15 protein-coding genes and 1 pseudogene are annotated in these 18,312 nt (G+C 47.1%); all 16 read right to left on the bottom strand.

Annotated elements, in window-relative coordinates; translation table 11 throughout:
* Positions 1-50: 50 nt before the first annotated feature.
* Positions 51-1,031, bottom strand: a complete 981-nt coding sequence (gene yjfF, locus DFR60_RS21595; RefSeq protein ID WP_110324750.1) for a galactofuranose ABC transporter, permease protein YjfF — start codon at positions 1,029-1,031, stop codon at positions 51-53.
* Positions 1,028-2,059 carry an ABC transporter permease gene (locus DFR60_RS21600; protein ID WP_002600256.1) on the bottom strand — a complete coding sequence of 344 codons (1,032 nt, stop codon included), beginning with the start codon at positions 2,057-2,059 and terminating at the stop codon, positions 1,028-1,030. Before DFR60_RS21600 ends, yjfF begins: the two co-directional genes overlap by 4 nt.
* Positions 2,043-3,572, bottom strand: a complete 1,530-nt coding sequence (locus DFR60_RS21605) for a sugar ABC transporter ATP-binding protein (protein ID WP_110324751.1) — start codon at positions 3,570-3,572, stop codon at positions 2,043-2,045. Before DFR60_RS21605 ends, DFR60_RS21600 begins: the two co-directional genes overlap by 17 nt.
* Positions 3,573-3,652: 80 nt before the next feature.
* Complete coding sequence (locus tag DFR60_RS21610; RefSeq protein WP_002600258.1) at positions 3,653-4,720, bottom strand: ABC transporter substrate-binding protein; 1,068 nt, start codon at positions 4,718-4,720, stop codon at positions 3,653-3,655.
* Positions 4,721-4,894: 174 nt separating this feature from the next.
* On the bottom strand, positions 4,895-6,100 hold the full coding sequence (locus tag DFR60_RS21615; protein WP_110324752.1) for a response regulator: 1,206 nt from the start codon (positions 6,098-6,100) through the stop codon (positions 4,895-4,897).
* A gap of 47 nt (positions 6,101-6,147) precedes the next feature.
* Positions 6,148-6,267, bottom strand: a pseudogene (locus DFR60_RS30980) (TIGR04076 family protein); the annotation flags it as partial.
* A gap of 1,058 nt (positions 6,268-7,325) precedes the next feature.
* Entirely contained in the window at positions 7,326-8,579 is a 1,254-nt protein-coding gene (locus DFR60_RS21625) for an EAL domain-containing protein (RefSeq protein WP_110324753.1), read from the bottom strand.
* Positions 8,580-8,742: 163 nt separating this feature from the next.
* A complete protein-coding gene (locus DFR60_RS31285) occupies positions 8,743-9,438 on the bottom strand; it encodes an extracellular solute-binding protein (RefSeq protein WP_110324754.1) in 696 nt (231 codons plus the stop codon).
* Positions 9,439-10,311 carry an ABC transporter substrate-binding protein gene (locus DFR60_RS31290; protein WP_167437676.1) on the bottom strand — a complete coding sequence of 291 codons (873 nt, stop codon included), beginning with the start codon at positions 10,309-10,311 and terminating at the stop codon, positions 9,439-9,441.
* Positions 10,312-10,321: 10 nt separating this feature from the next.
* Positions 10,322-10,564: a hypothetical protein gene (locus DFR60_RS21640; protein ID WP_110324756.1), complete on the bottom strand. Its 243-nt coding sequence runs from the start codon at positions 10,562-10,564 to the stop codon at positions 10,322-10,324.
* A 188-nt stretch (positions 10,565-10,752) separates the two neighbouring features.
* A complete protein-coding gene (locus DFR60_RS21645; RefSeq protein WP_110324757.1) occupies positions 10,753-12,216 on the bottom strand; it encodes a GntR family transcriptional regulator in 1,464 nt (487 codons plus the stop codon).
* Between the two features lie 321 nt (positions 12,217-12,537).
* Complete coding sequence (locus DFR60_RS21650; RefSeq protein ID WP_110324758.1) at positions 12,538-13,779, bottom strand: GGDEF domain-containing protein; 1,242 nt, start codon at positions 13,777-13,779, stop codon at positions 12,538-12,540.
* A 19-nt stretch (positions 13,780-13,798) separates the two neighbouring features.
* Positions 13,799-14,980 carry a GGDEF domain-containing protein gene (locus tag DFR60_RS21655; protein ID WP_110324759.1) on the bottom strand — a complete coding sequence of 394 codons (1,182 nt, stop codon included), beginning with the start codon at positions 14,978-14,980 and terminating at the stop codon, positions 13,799-13,801.
* Between the two features lie 307 nt (positions 14,981-15,287).
* Positions 15,288-15,608, bottom strand: coding sequence for a hypothetical protein (locus DFR60_RS21660; RefSeq protein WP_110324760.1), 321 nt, complete (start codon positions 15,606-15,608; stop codon positions 15,288-15,290).
* A 64-nt stretch (positions 15,609-15,672) separates the two neighbouring features.
* Positions 15,673-15,864, bottom strand: a complete 192-nt coding sequence (locus tag DFR60_RS21665; protein ID WP_110324761.1) for a hypothetical protein — start codon at positions 15,862-15,864, stop codon at positions 15,673-15,675.
* A complete protein-coding gene (locus DFR60_RS21670; protein ID WP_110324762.1) occupies positions 15,861-18,287 on the bottom strand; it encodes a sensor domain-containing diguanylate cyclase in 2,427 nt (808 codons plus the stop codon). The genes DFR60_RS21665 and DFR60_RS21670 overlap by 4 nt, the downstream gene beginning before the upstream one ends.
* Positions 18,288-18,312 lie beyond the last annotated feature (25 nt).

Raw genomic sequence — 18,312 nt, forward strand, 5'->3', positions numbered from 1 at the left:
ATCATTCTTCTACCAGTATAACAGCAATGGTACTGTTTTACAATTAGAACCTACCTTCCCTTCGCTTTTTCGGCACGTATGGAGATGATCCTCTGGATAACGATAAAGACGCACAGCAGCGCCGCGATCGTCACCTTCGTCCACCATGTATTGAGGTTCTGGTAGATGACAATCGTCTGGATAATGCCCTGGATCAGCACGCCGATGGCGGTTCCGATAATACTGCCCACTCCGCCGGTCAAAAGCGTGCCGCCGATTACGGCGGAGGAGATGGCATCCAGCTCAAGGCCCATATTCTGGAGGGAATAGCCCGCCAGCGTATAGAAGCTGAAGACGACGCCGGCCAGCGCTGCGCAGAAGCTGCTGATGGCATAGACTGCGATTTTGGTCCTGGCCACCGGAAGCCCCATAAGAACGGCCGACTGTTCATTTCCACCCAGAGCGTAAACGCTGCGGCCGAACTTCGTGTACTTGAGCACGTAAAAGGCAACCGCAATTACCGCGAAGGCGATAAAGGCATAGGAGTATAATTTTCCCTTTCCAATCATGACTCTGGTAAGGGCCATTTTCTTATAAAAGGAGTTGCTGATGGGTATGGACTCCGTGCTGATCACCGCACACAGCCCCCGCATCAGGAACTGTCCCGCCAGCGTCACGATAAATGGCTGAAGCTTGAAGTAGTGGATGATATATCCCATGGCGGCTCCCAGCAGAAGGCCGATGATAAGCACGAGCGCGATCACGACCGGCGCCGGAACGCCCCGTTTCAGCATATACGCCGAAAGCACGCAGGTAAACGCAATGGTGGACGCAATGGAGATATCAATTCCGCCTGTGAGAAGCACAAAGGTAACCCCGATGGCCGCTATGATCAGATACGAATTGTCATTGATCAGATTAAACAGCGTAGAGAGGGATAAAAACCGGTCATACCGGACCGCGCCAAACGAAAACAGCGCCACAAACAGAATGATGGTAATCAGCAGCGATATATTATTGATCTTTACTTTCTTTCCGGACCGTTCCTTCATGCCCCCTGCACCGCCTTTCCCTTATGAAGCAGATTTTCGATTTGTTCCCTGAATTCCTTTGACTGGAACAGGCAGATAATGACAACCAGAACTGCCTTTACTACCTGTGTGATCTCCGGGGCGATGCCCAGCGCATAGACGGTTGTCGTGATACTCTGGATAATCAGAGCACCTGCAATGCTGGCCGGTATCGAAAACCGCCCGCCGTTCAGTGAAGTCCCGCCGATGGCTACCGCCAGAATCGCGTCCATCTCGATCATCAGTCCCGCGTTATTGCAGTCCGCGCCCTTGATTCCTGCGCTTTCAATCAGCCCCGCCACCGCTGCCAGCGTTCCGCAGCAGGTGTACACCAGCAGCTTGATTTTATCCACATGGATTCCAGCAAATTTACTGGCCAGAGAATTGCATCCCGTGGATTCCAGGAAAAGCCCGAATGCGGTCTTCTTCGTAAAGAGAATCAGAATGATTACGACGAACAGCACGATAAATACCGGAAACGGAAGTCCCAGAATATAGCCGCCGTTAATGAAATAATAAGCGCCCGAATTGACCGTAATGATCTTGCCCGACGTTATCAGCTGGGCGATCCCCCGCCCCGCCACCATCAGGATCATGGTAGCTACAATGGGCTGTATCTTGATTTTAGCCACAAGGAAGCCGTTCCACAGCCCGCAGAGCACCCCGGCCGCCACCGCCGCGCAGATGGCTACAGCCACACTGCCTCCAACCGCCGGGAAGAGGCTGCCGCTGATAATACTGCATGCAACCGCTCCGCTGATGGCCATCACAGAGCCTACAGAGATATCGGTTCCACCCGTGGCCAGCACCATGGTCATCCCTGCCGCCAGAATCATCAGCTTGCTTCCGTTCCGGATGATATCGATCACCCGCCCGTAGAGATGGCCATCCACGATCTTCATCTGGAAAAAGCTGCCTCCTGTGATAATCCCGTTAAACACAATGATGGCAAGCAGAATGACAAATGGCCAGAACGCCTGGTATTTCGTCAGCTTACTCCACTTTTTCATTTGCTTCACCTCCCGCTATATAGCGCATGATCTCGCCCTCCGAAATCTCCTGCCCCTTTAACTCCGTAACCTTCTTCAAATTACGCAGCACTACCATCCGTTTGCAGCAGCGGAGCATCTCGTCGATCTCCGACGAAATGAAGAGGACCGACATGCCCTTCCGCGCTAAATCCACGACGATCTTCTGGATCTCCGCCTTTGTTCCAATGTCGATTCCTCTGGTCGGCTCATCCAGCATGAGTAAATCCGGGTCGGTGGCCAGCCATCGGGCGAGAATCACCTTCTGCTGGTTGCCTCCGCTTAAATTCTTAATCAGCTGATCCCTGGACGGCGTCTTGATCTCCAGCTTTTCAATGTATTCATCCGCAATGCGCTCCGCCTCCTGCCTGGTAATGGCGGCAAACATCCCTTTCTTTGCCTGAAGCGCCAGAATGATGTTGTCGCGGATGGACAGATCGCCGATGATCCCCTCCGTCTTCCGGTTCTCCGGGCAGAAGGCGACCCCTTCCCGGATGGCGTCCAGAGGAGTCTTCAGAGCGGCTTTTTTGCCCTTCATCTTCAGCTGGCCCTTTTCCACCTGGTCCACGCCGAAGATCAGCCTGGCCGTTTCCGAGCGGCCGGAGCCCAGCAGCCCCGACAGCCCCAGCACCTCGCCCCGCCGGAGGGTCAGGTCAAAGTCCTCGATCGTGCCAAGGCCGGAGACATGATCCATTTCCACGAGGATCTCCCCATCCTCCCGGCTCCCGTCATCCGAAGCCGTCACTGCATTGAGCTTGTCGTAATCCTTGCCCAGCATCTTTCCGACCAGTTCCACCCGCGGCAGATGCTCCGTTTCATAGGTTCCCACGTACTTTCCGTTCCGGAGCACCGTAATCCTGTCACAGACCTCATAGACCTGATCCAGGAAATGTGTGACAAAGACAATCCCCATCCCCTGGCTTTTCAGCTTCTTCATGATCTCAAACAGCTTTTCCACCTCAGCGGTCGATAAACTGGAGGTCGGTTCGTCCAGGATCAGCACCCTGGCGGATATGTCGCACGCCCTGGCTATGGCGATCATCTGCTGAATTGCCACAGAATAGCTGTCCAGCGTCCTTGTGACGCTGATATCCAAATCAAATTTCTTTAAGAGGGCGGCTGCATTGGCGTTGATGGTTTTCCAGTCGATCCGCCCTCCCTTTACCGGTTCCCTGCCGATATAGATATTCTCCGCCACCGATAAGTTGGGGCAGAGATTAACCTCCTGATATACGGTGCTGATCCCGGCCTGCTGCGCCTCCTGGGGACTTTTGGGATAAATCTCATTACCCTCTAATAACACCGTCCCGGCAGTCCGCTCCTCGACCCCGGTCAAAACCTTGATCAGAGTGGATTTGCCGGCGCCGTTCTCCCCTAAAAGCGCGTGGATCTCTCCACGGTTCAACCGGAATTCTACATCATCCAGGGCAATCACGGCTGCAGAGAAATGCTTTGATATATGGTTCATTGTTAGAAGCTCTTTCTTCTCTTCCATGCTTCCTCCTTCTTTCTTCCCCTTCATGATAAAAGGACGCAACAGTGTTCCGCTGCGTCCCCGTACTCAAATGGTATCGATTAATACTTACGGTTTGGCAGATCTGCTGCCGCCGTATCCTGGCGATAGATGCCTTCATCGGATTTTACCCATTTCTCAACAGGCTCTCCGTTCTTTAACTTCATGCAGGTGGTAAAGAACTGCTCGCCCAGAAGAGGATTGCATTCAACCGTCACATTCGCCTCACCGGCCGCCATCGCTTCGAATAATCCCTTTACGCCGTCCACAGACACGGTTTTGATGTCGACACCCGGCTTAAATCCGGCTTCCTTGATGGCCTCGATGGCGCCTAACATCATATCATCGTTGTGTGCATAGACGCCCTTGATCTGATCGCCGTATGTCTTTAAGAAGGATTCCATAACTTCCTTGCCCTTGGCTCTTGTAAAGTCGCCGGTCTGGGATTCCAGAATCTCGATGCCCGTGTGGTTTGCGGCGATCTCGTCGTCAAAGCCTTTCTTTCTGTCATTGGCCGCAGATGCGCCGACGGTTCCTTCCAGCTCCACAATCTTGCCTTCGCCGCCCAGTAAATTGGACATCTCAATCGCTGCGTTTTTGCCTTCCTCGATGAAGTCGGAACCGATAAAGGTCTCATATAAGCTCTCGTCCACGTCCGCTTTTCTGTCTACCAGCACGATGGGGATTCCCGCGTCCTTTGCCTCCGTAAATACCGCGTCCCATCCGGTCTCAACCACCGGCGCCAGGCCGATTACGTCTACGCCCATATCGATAAAGGACTTGATGGCCTTGATCTGGTTCTCCTGCTTCTGCTGCGCGTCTGCAAACTTTAAATCAATCGTATCTAAATTCTGTCCTGCATAAAACTGAATGGAAGCCGTCTCCGCGTCTCTCCAGCCGGATTCCTGTCCGATCTGTGCAAAACCGACTACCAGTTTATCATTGCCCTTACTCTCCGGTTTCGCTGCTTCAGCCGCCGGAGCTGTGGTCGCTGCCGCTGCCGTATCCGCTGCCGGAGCCGCTGTCGTGGCTGCCGTTGTGGCCGCCGTCTCCTGCTTTGCTCCGCACCCTGCCATCATTGACGCCGCCATTGCCGCACATAAAACCAGACTCCATGTTTTCTTTCTCATTACCATTTCCTCCTTCATTTTCCCGGGTTTTCTTTCCCTTTGTTATGTATCTATTGTAGTAAAACTGCGCAAAAAAGTATTTACAATAAAAAGGGAGGAACATACAAAAAATTAGCACGCATCCGGAGACCTCTCCTGACACGTGCTAAAATATCACATATTGAAATTAAAATATTATAAATTCGTGTTTTTTATGGATTTCCGGTACTCTGCCGGGCTGACTCCCATGTTTTTCTTGAACACATTACTGAAATAATGCTGCGTCGCATAGCCCACATTCTCTGCGATCTCGTACATCTTTAAATCGTCCTGATAGAGCAGACCGATGGCCTTTCGTATCCGCACCCGGGTCAGATAGTCAATAAAGGTGATTCCCATCTCCTTGTGAAACATCCTGCTTAGATGCTGGGGCGACAGATGCATCTCCTCCGCCGCGTCCTGAAGGGAGAATTCCGCTTCCATATAATGCTTCTCAATCACATCCTTCACGCTCTGCACGGCCGACGAGCATCCCTTCAGCTGGCCGATCTCCTCCGACAGCGCCCTGCACACCTCCGGAAATGTCTCATGCCCGTATCCCTTCCTCTGCATGATCAATGCCCTGACCGGCAGAATTTCCTCCAGTACCTGCGAAAACTTCCGTTTTTTCTCCTCCGAATCCGCGCAGTCAGCCGTAATGGCTATCAGGTCGCCTGAATCGTTCCTGAGCGTCGTGATCCCCTGCAGTTCATTGTAGATCTCATTGCAGATATTGCGCGCGGCGTAATAGAGCAGGTCATCGTCCCACTGCCCGTCGATCTGCGCCATATCCCGGTACTGCAGATGCACATAGACCAGAAGAAACTCCTCGGGAAATTCCAGTCCCAGATACCGGATGCGTTCCTCGGCCTCCTCGGCGGAATAGTGGCCGTCCAGCCATTTTTCCAGGAAATCCGCAGTCAGCATGTCCATATTCTGTTTCAGCGTCTGTCTGGCCCATTCCAGATAGTCCTTGGCAGCCTTATCCTCCCGAAGCTTGCCTAAGACCTTCTGGATCATCTCGTCAAAGGGCTGTTCCATCACAGGCTTTAAGAGGTATTCAAACACGCCCAGCCGGATTCCCTCCCGCGCATACTCAAAATCGTCATACCCGGTTATGATGACTACCACCGTCTTCGGGCTTATCTCCTTCAGCTGCCGGATAAATCCCAGGCCGTTTAAGAAGGGCATATTGATGTCCACGAAAGCCACGTCTATCTCCTGATTTTCAATGAATTCCCTGGCTACCTCCCCATCCTCTGCCTCCGCCACGATTTCCATTTCTTCATACTTGCGGAGGAAACGGATAATTCCCCTCCTGATTATGTATTCATCATCTGCTACCAACACCCTGTACGCCATCGCACACCCCTTCCGGCATCCTTCCGCCCCATATCATTCTTGTTTTATCATACACCCTTTCCCCCTGAAATGTAAACCTCCGACTCCTCTTCGGTCGCCTCCACTTTGAATATCACAGGGCGCAGGCCGTCATTGCAGCTGCATATGGCCACTCCCGGCTTGTTTAAGATAACCAATATTTATCAATTCCTGACTCTCCATTTTACTTTGCAGAGGATATCCCCCAAAAGATTGATTGTACAATTTTGTGTAAACAGTTCTTATAAAAAGTATATTAAAAAGGCGTTTAAAATGCAAATAGATGTCAGAGCAATAAGCGCTTGGTAACAGAACCATCCCTTTAAGGTTTTGAATATCCAGAATTGAAGATTACCGATAGATAAAAGAAAACTTTATCTTCTATTTCCAACATTTTTTACTTGACCATTATCTGAACAGCCCAATACACCAAGTGTTAGCATCGGCCACATGACAGGTGTCACGAGTCTTATAATCTAGCAGATAGGCCAAGGCAGTTGCCAGCCATAATCCAATGACAGTATAAAGCAATCCGCTATAATTTACATTAATGCGGAATACACTGTCAATTTCTAAAACTCGTCCTGCCATGCCAATGTTAACCCAATCAATAGTAGCAATAATAACTAAATATCGTCTAATTTTATTCTTTTAGATGAAGCAACCGCTTATCTTGACCAGATGAATATATCTATAAGATAACAAAAAGACAGTAAAATAAATGCTTTAAAGGAAGCTTGTATTATATTGTTATATTAATAGAATATAACACCAAAACAATTATAAGGACACAAATATTCAACCTGTCATTTAAGCAGAACTGTAAGAATTATTCGATTGAACGGCTGTAGTTAAATGGTCACAAGATCCGGCGAGTCAGGAAGCGGACAAAATCCTCGACTCCCTGTGTTCCGAACTACCGATTCAGTTGCAATACTGGATGTCGCTTTAAAGAATATAATAATTATTATGAACATCAGAAAGGCGATATTACATTAAAAGAGATTGGAAAATCTTAGCGCATTACCAGGATAGGTATTCTCACATATCGGTATGGTGGCTATGGGGTTGCTATTCTATTCGATAATCAAAGTAATTCAACTGTTCGTCAGACGGCAAACGGTAGTGCTGATGGTACTAGGAGACACTTTGGTTATATTCTGTCAAGAAAAGAGAAAGTGCCATTGTTTTTTCTTTATATTGCAGTTTACAAGGTATCTGAATCATCTATTAATGCGAAGAATTCTTCCATAGGCAGTGGCTTATAGAAATAAAAGCCTTGAACAGCATCACAGCCAATGGAAGTAAGAAAATCAACGTCTTCTTTTCTTTCCACGCCTTCTGCAATTACTTTCATTCCTATAGTTTTTATCAAGTGAATAATTGTTCTAAGGATTTCCTTATTTAAATCATTCATTTCCTCAATAAAAAAGCAGCGATCAATTTTTATAACATCTAAATCACATTCTTTTAATACTTCGAAGTTAGAGAAGCCATTGCCAAAATCATCTAAAGAGCAGCAAATCCCCATGTCATGAAAAGCACGAATGTTTTCTTTTAATGCTCCTTTATGAACATTTATATTTTCCATAAATTCGACTTCCAGATAACGTGTATCCATATCATATTCCTTTATAACTTTAGAATATTCTCTTACATAGTCATCTTGTTTAAAAAATGAATTGGATATGTTTACACTGACCCTGACATTTTTCTTCCCCTGATTTATTCGTTCTTTTAAGGCGGCTACAACACTTTTAAATACGTAGTAATCCATAATGCGGACGTAGCCATTTTTATTCAACATAGGTATAAACTCTGATGCTGGAAGCAGCTTTTCATGATCCAGCAATCTTAATAAGGCTTCACCGCCTATGATTTTTCTTGTTTTAAGATCTATTTTGGGCTGTATGTATACCCGATACGCTCCCCGTTCGTTGGCCTTTGCCGTATATTCTTCCAAATAGCAAGTATGCATATATTCGTCATAGGTTGACTGTTCGTATATTTCATAGCTAAATACCCTGCGATCCAGGCTGTTACTCATTAATCGGCAGAATTGAGCTTTTTCTAAGGCATCTTCGAATTTTACCTCCTTGGAATCGATAAAGTAGATACCAAAGGAGGTATAGATATTATGATGAATGTAGTGATTATCAATGTCGAAAATTAAATCTACCAATTCAATAAGCCATTTTTTTTCAAAATCCTTTTTAGATATGTAAGAAACCAGTAAAAAGAAGTTATCGGCCTCCCCTCGAACAATGATTTCATCATCAGCCAAAAAATTTTGTATCGTTTTCTTTATGACCTGCAAAATCTTGTCAGCCTCTTTTTTTCCATACGCATAATTCATATATCGAAATTTTTTGATATTCATATTAATCAATGCATAGGATTTATCAGATAATATGGTGGCCTGATAGCATTTTTTACAGTTTGACAGTTTGTCTCTGCTCATTTATTTTACCCCCTTATTCTATAACTGAAAGCTTGGTTTTTAACAGGCTGGCTGATTATTACATTTATATTCCGTTGCTCTTTTGGGCATTGGCCGATGTAGTTCCCACCTGCCTGTAAGCACTGCCCTCACGGAGATGCCAGCCGCGTTCATGCCGAGCAGGTCATTGATTCTGCTGACCAGTATAAGCAAGCTCCATCTGACGTGCGTCAAATTCCGCCATTATTTCGTCTACACTCCGGCCTTTATACAGTTCCTGTACCATGACACAGGTAGTTCCCCACTGTTCTAAATCAATTTCCGGATTAGAGCCGGGCATGGTTCTGCCTGCGTCCACATTTTCATAGGCTGTGGCAAGGATTTCAGGGCGCTCAAAGACCGCATCCTTTCTGGGTGAAAAACCACCGCTGTTTTTTAATAAATCAGCTGTGACCTTTTGGGATACCATCTGATCCGCAAATTCTTTCGCCATCTCAAGATTCGTTGTTTTATTGCTTATGCAGATCCGCTGTGCGGCGTTAAACAGATTGACCTGCCCGTATTCATCTGTAGGAAAGCCGATAAAGGCCATCCTGAATTCGTGTGTCCCGTAGACCTGATCCTGGATAGCCGTATCATAGTGGACAACGAACGCTGCCTCCTGATTTAAAAACTGCTCCTTCTCATCTCCCGCCTCAGCGTTTTTTGCAAAATCCACATCAAAATATCCCATGTCCATCATCTCCTGCAGGAACTCAAATCCCGGCCGCATATACTGGCTGATGGGTGTTTCCCCGCTGTTGAGTGCGGCAATCTTTTCCTCACGTCCGTCCTCAATATAAAGGGAAGCAAGGCCCTGTGTGAGCACGAACGTTTCCATCTACCAGCGGTTTGCCGCCATGGGCATGATTCCGTTTTTCTTCAGGACCTCACAACAGTGCAGGAAATCCTGTTTTGTCTTTGGCAGTTCCAATCCGTATTTATCCAAAAGATCCTGGTTAACAAACAGGCCATAACAGATCATGGTCATAGGCACAGAAATAACGTTTCCATCGATGGTACACTGGCTCAGGGCCTCGTTTGTCAGATACGGCACGGCTGATAAATCCGAGAGGTCAGCCAGATACCCTTCCCGGTACATTTCATATGCTACATCCGGATTCATGATATAGAGGTCATCCCCCATGTTGTTTCTGACACGGTCACACACGGCATCGTCGTAGCTTTTCTCCTGCGCGTTCATAGGGGTGTAGGATTTATATGATATCCGAATCTCCGGATGGGCGCGCTCAAACTCATCAATAGCCATCTGCATGGAATATTTGATCGTATAGGTCCATGCACCTAAGTCGCTCATGTAAACGTCTGTAACGGCACTTTCCTTAACCGGTACCTCTTCCCAATCCGGGAGAGAAGTCAAGGAAAATGTCTTTCCCCAGTTATTAACGCCTGTGTCAGAATTAACCGGGATAAAAGAAATCCTCGCAAACGGGCTGTTTTCCTGCATACGCATTAAAAGACTAACAGTGTCCTTTTCCGATGAAAAAAAATTCGTAAGGCGCTGGGCTGCGGTTACATCATTTCTTCTGATCTCAGCAATGCTGGATTCGATTACCTGAACAATCTCCCGCACATTTTCCGTTGCCGACTGTTCCATCTGCACCTCAATCCGCGAGGAGAGAAAATAAATCACACCTACAAGAAGCGACACAATCAGCATTGGTACTGCGGACCTGCTTATCAAACGTCTCATATCGTTCTCCTTAATATTCATAATACTTCTTTTGATTTACATTATCTGCAATCATTTTAAATGGAGCTGTCTTACCCTGAAAATAATAGTACAAATCATAAGCAGGTAAAACTATGTATGTACCAGAATTGGCTGTCATGGCGAAAATAGGGACTGTAAGTCCAGTGATAAACGCCATTACCGCTAATAGGGGGAAGAAATATTTTTTTTCATATGAATTTCTCCTTTGACTTCCCTGCATATCCTTGTTCATAATAGTTTCTTTCAGTAATTATACTGCGTAACATCTTAAAGCGCAATAATGCAGGGGCATTTAATCCAATTTATCACTGACATACGGCGTATTTCCAGTTTAACAAAAATATCCCCCGGTCGGGTTATATCCAGACCGGGGGACGTTTTGATTAGAAACAGATCCTTTTGTATATTTGGTTTTTGTTTTCATTCATCTAAAATCATCAGCCGGATAGGAGAAGAACTCCTCAGTTCTTCCTCCGCAATTCCATGCTGTTTCAAATAATTAATTCCGTAAGGCTGCTCCTCCTGAATATACATTTTAACGGCTTCCACACATTGCTCTACTTCATTTTCTTTCATATGTCGTATCATTGAAGCTGTGAAGTCGACGCCTCTCTGAACCATATCTGATTCTGCCCCGCTGGATATCCTCAGGGGATATCCCCAGAGGAACTGGCCGTAAACCGTTCCGTAGATTTGCCTTACTGCCTGTATACGGCTGTATCTGGAAATATAATACAGATATGTATGGATTGACAGCCTGCCCCTCCCGCAACTCCGGTTCTCCTCAAACCGGTTAATCAGTTCTTCCCTCTCTTCCGGAAGAAGATGTTGAAAAAAGTGATATGATACCTTCTCACAGGTATACATCAGCAGTTCCAGGGACTGTACAAGAAAGGATAGGTTACGGCGTATGACAGGGCTTGTGAAATCAGGACTGCAGCATTCGCCGGTAGATAAAATACGGGTACCTTTTCCGTTGATGGACTCTGCAGCTCCAATCCGGTTCAACATACTGACCGTCCGGCGCACTGTGCTGACCGAAGCCCCGAACCGCTTCGCCATCTTATTGTAAGATGGCAGGAACTCCTTTTTGCGGTACTCCCCCATATACATTTCATGAAGCAGATGAGAGGCCAGGTCATAGCACACCTGCGGATGGCTGTTATAGACCCGCCAGATAAACGGAATCTGTTCATGGACCGGTATCCTTCTTATTTGAGGTTCCATGTTCACAATCAGCCCGTCCTTAACGCTTCTCTGATGTTGAATCAGTGTATCCCGAACGTCATCCCAGGAGCCTTCTTTTATGAGATGAACAAGACTCCTTAACTGCTGCCGGCCAAGCCCTGCATCATAGTCATATGGACGAAATCCTGACTTTGCAAAAGGATATCCCAAAAACAGGGATGTTTCCCAAAAAAGATTCATAAGCAGCGGATTTCGGACTTTCTGCATTGCAAAACTATAAAACAGAATCATGTCATCTGCATCTGCACGTTCTGCCAGCTGTGTGATATAAGAAAGATCCTTCTCATTCATACGGCTAAATCCTTCAATCATAAAAGGCACATAAAACCACTCAGTGGTCTGGTAGATGTCAAGATAAGCCCTCCACCTTCGCGAGAAGTAATCAATGACTACCTCCCTGCAATCCTGCTCCGTCTGTTTATATATTACTTTTGTTATCCGACCGTTTTTCATGTCTATATAACCGTCCGTACGCAGACGCCGCAATGCAGCCCATATCGGATGCACAGACACGTTAAACTGGCTGCAGAAAACTTCCACCGTAGGCAGATTGTCACCATATTGATAGTATCCGAACCGAAACCTGTTAAGAAGATAATCGTAGATTAGATTTGATAACTGATGCTCATATTCCAAGACGCTTCCCCTCCTTGATATTTATTCTATCAGTTCATAGAGGAAAATTCTATTAAATATTCACTTTTCTTCCATTTAAATATAAATGGCTTCCATTTGCTATAGCAAATATCAGGTAAATTAGGATTTCACCCAAAACTGTACATTTAGCCGGGTGATGAACCTAAAATTCCTGTCCTGCAGACATATCACAGACAGGAATGCTCATCCCAAGGCCTGCTATATATGCCTGCTGTCGAGCCTCACTTCCTTCAGTATATCGCTTCTGTAAGGTGACATGGTAGCATATGATACTAATCAAAGCAACCTTGGCCCTGTCCTTTAATTTTGTTCCATCAAGTCTTCTGATTTGTGGTTCTTTCTGGCATACATTCTCTTATCAGCAATTCGGAGCAATTCCTTCATATCCGTACTCTCACTGCTGTTGGCAACCCCAAAACTCAGCGACATGGGGAAGGAAAACAGTTCTGATTCCCCGTTTCTCTGCAGCTTCCGGTCAGCCTCCTGCATCCGGTTCGATATGACCGCCGTGGACTGCATCGGAAATAAAGCAAGAAATTCATCTCCTCCATACCGGGTAAGGATTTCCAGTTCTCCGCAGATGCCGGACAGTGTCGCGGCCACAGCAACGAGGTATTGGTCCCCTGCCTCATGACCGTATCGGTCATTGACCTGCTTTAAGCCATCCAGATCCGCGAAGCAGATGGAAAACGGTATACCCTCTTTTAACAGCCGCGCCAGCTCTTCCTCAGCGTACAGGCGGGTATAACAGCCTGTCAGCGTATCCTGATAGGCTTCGGCCCGAAGTTTTTCTTCTTCCTGGGACTTTAAAAGCAGTTCCTGCCGGACTAAATGGTTTCGGTTCCTGAAATCGGATAAATCACACATTTGCTGGGCGAAACGTATCCCCAGATAAGTGCCTGCGGTTACAAATACGCAGGATTTGATTCCCCATAGTTTAAGCAGAAGTCCATTCTCTCTTGTTTGATAGATCAGCAGATTCAAAAAAAGATATAAAAACATTCCGGTCATGACCTTAAGTACAAACGAAAGATGTTCCGAATGTCCCAGTAAGGTGCGAATTCTTCTTCCCGGCATCGGTCTAACCAGAATCCGGAAGACAACACCTCCCAGTAAAAACCCCAGGCTGACCGGTATCGCTTTTAGGTTTTCCGTATTAGAAACAACATGATTATCAAAATTTGCCAGCGGCTGTGAAATGATGATTGCGATAACACAGCGGCAGAAAATATTGACTGTCAGGCCGCAAAGGATGCCAATAAAAGCAAAAAAAGCCGCCTCCTTCCTTCCACCTCGGCAGTAGAAAAATGTCTCTGTCATCAAAAACAAAAAGAAAGCAGTCCAGTTCCAAATCAAGTTCAGTTCGGCAAGACTGCACATAACGAACAGCAGATAATTGAGTGTGGCCGTAACCATAATCCAGCCGGGACGTTGATTTCCCAGCCCGCGGAGTGTCCTTACCAAAGTAAAATAACACCAGTTAAAATAGTAATATGTAATTGGCGTCATTATTGAAATGATCAGAATAATATTATTAGACAATGTCGCCACTCCCCTTTCCTCAGCGCCTTCGGCGTTTGTCCTGATACATGCTCAAGTCCGCCTCACGTATCATTTTCTCTATGCTGCACTGTCCACTTGCCGGACAACTGGATATTCCGAAGGAAAAGAAAAAGGGTTGTTCTCCGTCCTCCATGGCAGAACGGATCTGTCCCATACACTGCTTCGCGGCCGTATAGCGGTATCCAGGCAGCAGTACCATGAATTCGTCACCACCTATGCGGGAAACGATGCCGCTTCCTCCTAACTGGCTCATCAGTGTTTCTACGAAGCCAATCAGGTACTGGTCTCCTGCCTCATGCCCATCCCGGTCATTGACGATTTTTAAGTGATCCAAATCGAGAAAGGAAATCGAAATCTCCTGACTGGACTTTAAAAATTGTTCCAACTGTCTGATGCCATACCGCCTGGAATAGGCTCCAGTCATGGTATCCCAGTCCGTTATCTGCCGCAACGTCCCGGTTTGCTGCGCATGGAAGGCCAGCTCCGCCTCTAATTGAACGTTTTCATCTCTCAGGCGGCTGTTCTGCAAAAGTTTCCCGATGTACCAAAGATATAGAATCAGAACCGAGATCAGTATCGTGCAGCTGCCAATCAGGAAAAGGGCCGTAAACACAGGTTCCGAATCACTGAAGCACAGGAGACTGTCCAATAACAGGTAGACCGTAGAGAACTTTAAGAAAGCCATTAAAAGCCGCGCTTCCGCACTCTCCGCTTCTTCGTTTAAAGAAAAGGAGTAGGCTTTTCCTTTCCACACTGAGGCAGTTTCTATGATATTGGCACTGGAACATGCCATCAAACTGACAGCCCGCCAGAAAGGATTTTCCAGCAGTGCAGGCATTGATGTTCGCTGAACGAGAGCCATTGCACCTATAATTGTGAGATGCAGGACCAGATAATTGATATATCCAAGATTGATAAAAAAAAGGTTCTTCGACAGACGTTCTTTCTTAACAGAACAATGAAGTATGCGGATCAGATAAAACAGGATGTAGTACAGTGTTACCGGCAGCATGAAATAGAGCCATGCAAGATTCAGCAGGATAACCAGAAGGGTAATTCCAACATTTAACGTCGTCATCTTTCTGGTAGGTGATTGAAGTACTGCCCACGTATGAGATTCTATGATCCCTTCCAGCAGGGTTAATCCAATCACCAGCGCTGGAATCCATGAATATACCATGTTTCTTTCCCCTTCCTCTTCTAGTATAATTTAAACACGCCATTTTATAGAACCCGATATACAACAGTGAAAATTTTCAGCTTCTTTAAGGAAGTTGTACTGAAAAGCAGTCTGCTGTTATGCTTCAGCCTATAATATGTTTGTCATATTGGCTGCAATTACTTTTTTACCATAATACCGGTTGGATAGAAAAACACGTTTCGCCCGTACCTCTGCCCTTGACCATACGGCGGCAATGGACTGGCGGTAGAGCAGACGGAGCAATGTAAAATGGCCCTTAGATAATCTCCTATCACATCCATAACCGTCAGTTCCGTCTCTTTAACGGCTCCATGAACTTCAGGGCATCCTTCAGCTTCTGCTCGTTGCCCGGCTCCGACAGGGATTTGGATAAACTAAAATAGACCAGCGGTTTCGTAATCAGCACATTGTTGGCATCGTTAAGCCCTAAAAACGGCATGATGCCGTACCGGTCGCCTGTACCGTCCTCATTCTGTGTAAACCGCGGGATCGTCCCTCCGTTCAGATACATAGCCGCTCCCCTGTTAAAGAAATGGTCGCAGCATTCCTCCCTCGTGCGCCTGGTATCTTCGGCATCCAGGAAACCGCAGTCAATCATCATCTGCATCTGCGCTGCCGCATCGGAAAGACATCCCACTGTGCGTCTGAAATGGTATCCGTCGTAGTCACCGCTATTCGGAAATTTCCTTCAAATATGTGGTGCGTTCCATATATATTTCATGTTCCAGAGAGCGGTAAAAGAGAACGGCAGTCAAGCAAATCACTATAATCAGCAGCAGACTGCCCGAAACAACCAGACACATGGATGCCTTTTTTATCTCCTCCTGCCCCTGCTCTGCCGTTACCTTCCCCTCCTTCTTCATATAGCTCCCCCTGATTTTACTGACGTATCCGTATCTTGTCTGCTCTTCGCCCTCTTCTTTTGGGTATACATGGACTGATCGGCCGCGTGAAACAGCTCCTGGAAACAGCTCCCGTCTTCCGGATACTGCGCCGCGCCGAAACTAACGTGAAACCCGGGAATGCCATCTTTTCCTCCATCAGCCAGATACCGGTTCAGTTGTGCGGATATTTTTACAGCCTCCTCCCGGCTGCCGATATTCTCGGAAAAAACGAGCATTTCATCCCCGCCGATTCTGCCCAAAATATCCTGTTCCGAAAAAGCGAGCCGCATACATTTTCCTAAAAACTGCAGTGCCCGGTCACCGGCATCATGTCCATATTGATCATTGATCTCCTTAAAATCATCCACATCCATGATAAACAGCATTGCCTTCTGCACCTTCTCAAGGCGGCTGCATACCACGTTCTCAGCCGCAGCCTTGTTGAGCAGCCCCGTTAATCCGTCCGTCTCCGATATTTTTAAAAGCAGGTCCTCATGCTTCATCTGTTCGTCAATATCGGTAATCTTACCGATAATGGAGACCAGTGTTCCTTTTTCATATAGATACTGGTATTGCGCCAGACACCAAAAATATTCATCCGCCTCCGGCCGCATGAGCCGCACCTTAATTTCTCCCGGGGGACTTCCTTCCGAGGGACTTCCCACAGGGGCACTTATCCCCAGGTCATTTGCCCCTGGGTCTCCGTCCAGACGGCCTTTCAGCATCTGTCTGACCAAATCCTGATCCGCCTCATGAATATAGACCTGATTTAAATGCTTCAGGAAATCCGCCTGAACCAGTTCATGCACCCGCAGGAACTTCGTGACATTGGACGTAAACCGGATGGTATCATGACAGCAGTCATAATCAAATAAAACCGTATCGGAAAAGCGCTCCAGCAGCAGATACCGCCGCTCATCCATGGAAAACCTCTGCTGCATTTTCCTTCCCAAAATAAGCAGTACGGCAGATGCCGCAAGGACAGCAGTCAGCAGACCTGCAATGCTGTACGCGGTTCCGTGAATGATATACTGGTAATGCTCCAGCGCCCGGTCCGCCTTCAGACATACTACCAGATGCCAACCATTATATTTAAGCCCTGTCACCGAAAGGTAGTACGGATAACCGTCAAAGGCGCCGACGCGGACACTTTCCGCCCTGGATTCGTCCGACCGGAAAGCCGCTTCCAGAGTTTCCAGGGTCTCTCCATCAATCCCATAGTTTTCCAGCCGGTCCAGCAGGCGCTGCCCGACGCCTACTCCGTCCGCTGTCTGGGTTGGGAGAATCGTGCTGACGTCATCTGTCAGGAAAACAGCGGCAAGCTCTCCCTGGGCCGGATCATAGAGTTCTGTCTTAACCAGAGTAGCGGCGTTGATAATCCCGCGTACTATCCCAATCAATTCGCCGTCCTTTACGACAGGCACCCCAATCTCGATGCAATAAATATTACCCAGGCGCTCGGAGTATGTAATATCCGTAACCACAATTTCGCCCTGCTCCATGCGCCCGATGATGGCGGTATCATGCTCCAGTCTGCGGCCCTCCTGATGTAATTTCCAATACTCCTCTAACGTGGAATACATATATTCTACTTCCGGACTGTCCTCATTCAGAGTCTGAAGATAGGCGTTGATAAAGTCCCGTTTATTATTTTTTCGAATCAGAATGGCAAGCGACTGAAGCGTGCTGGTAACGCCGTCAATCTCCTTCAGCGTATTCTCCCGCTGCCCATCCGTATAAGCATTGAGCGTTTCCAGCACCATAGCCGTGAATTCTTTCTGCGTCTGCCTGCGGCTGATTGTCAGCACGCCTGTAATGCAGACTCCGAGAAAAACGGCGCACAGCACAATCATGAATAAATAAAACCTGGTATGCGCCAGCAGGTCACCGTGAGGAAGCATACGGTTTAATGACTGCTCTTCCATCTGCAGATAAGTAGACTGTTTTTCGGGCCCTCGTTGTGACTCATCAGATGCACCGTCTGCATCAGCTGCATCGGCCGCATCGCCGGATTTAAGCAGATGGCTGTTTTCTATCCTACCGATGCCGCAGACTGCTTTCAAACCGCAATTCAGGTATTTCTCCCTCTGTTTGACCAGAAATGCCTGGAGCTCATCGTCACAGTGTTTTAAAAAATCTTCCAGCGGCCCTTCCTCAACCAAATAACACAGGCAAAGAATCAGCTTCTCCGATATTCGGCTACATAGAAGAATGTCCGGCTCCTTAAGACACAGTTCTTCCATCTCATGCAGAATTACATCAGCGGCTTCACCGCCGTAATTGCGGCTCAGGATACAAATATCCGCAATATTTATATATAGTACATAGTAACGCCCGGGTTGGAAGGTGTTCTGCATGATACGCTCAGATTCTTTTATAAAATTATCATATACATCCATCATGAGCGTTCCCCCTTAGTATAAAAGT

Source organism: Hungatella effluvii (assembly GCF_003201875.1).
In the GTDB taxonomy this organism is placed as follows: domain Bacteria; phylum Bacillota; class Clostridia; order Lachnospirales; family Lachnospiraceae; genus Hungatella; species Hungatella effluvii.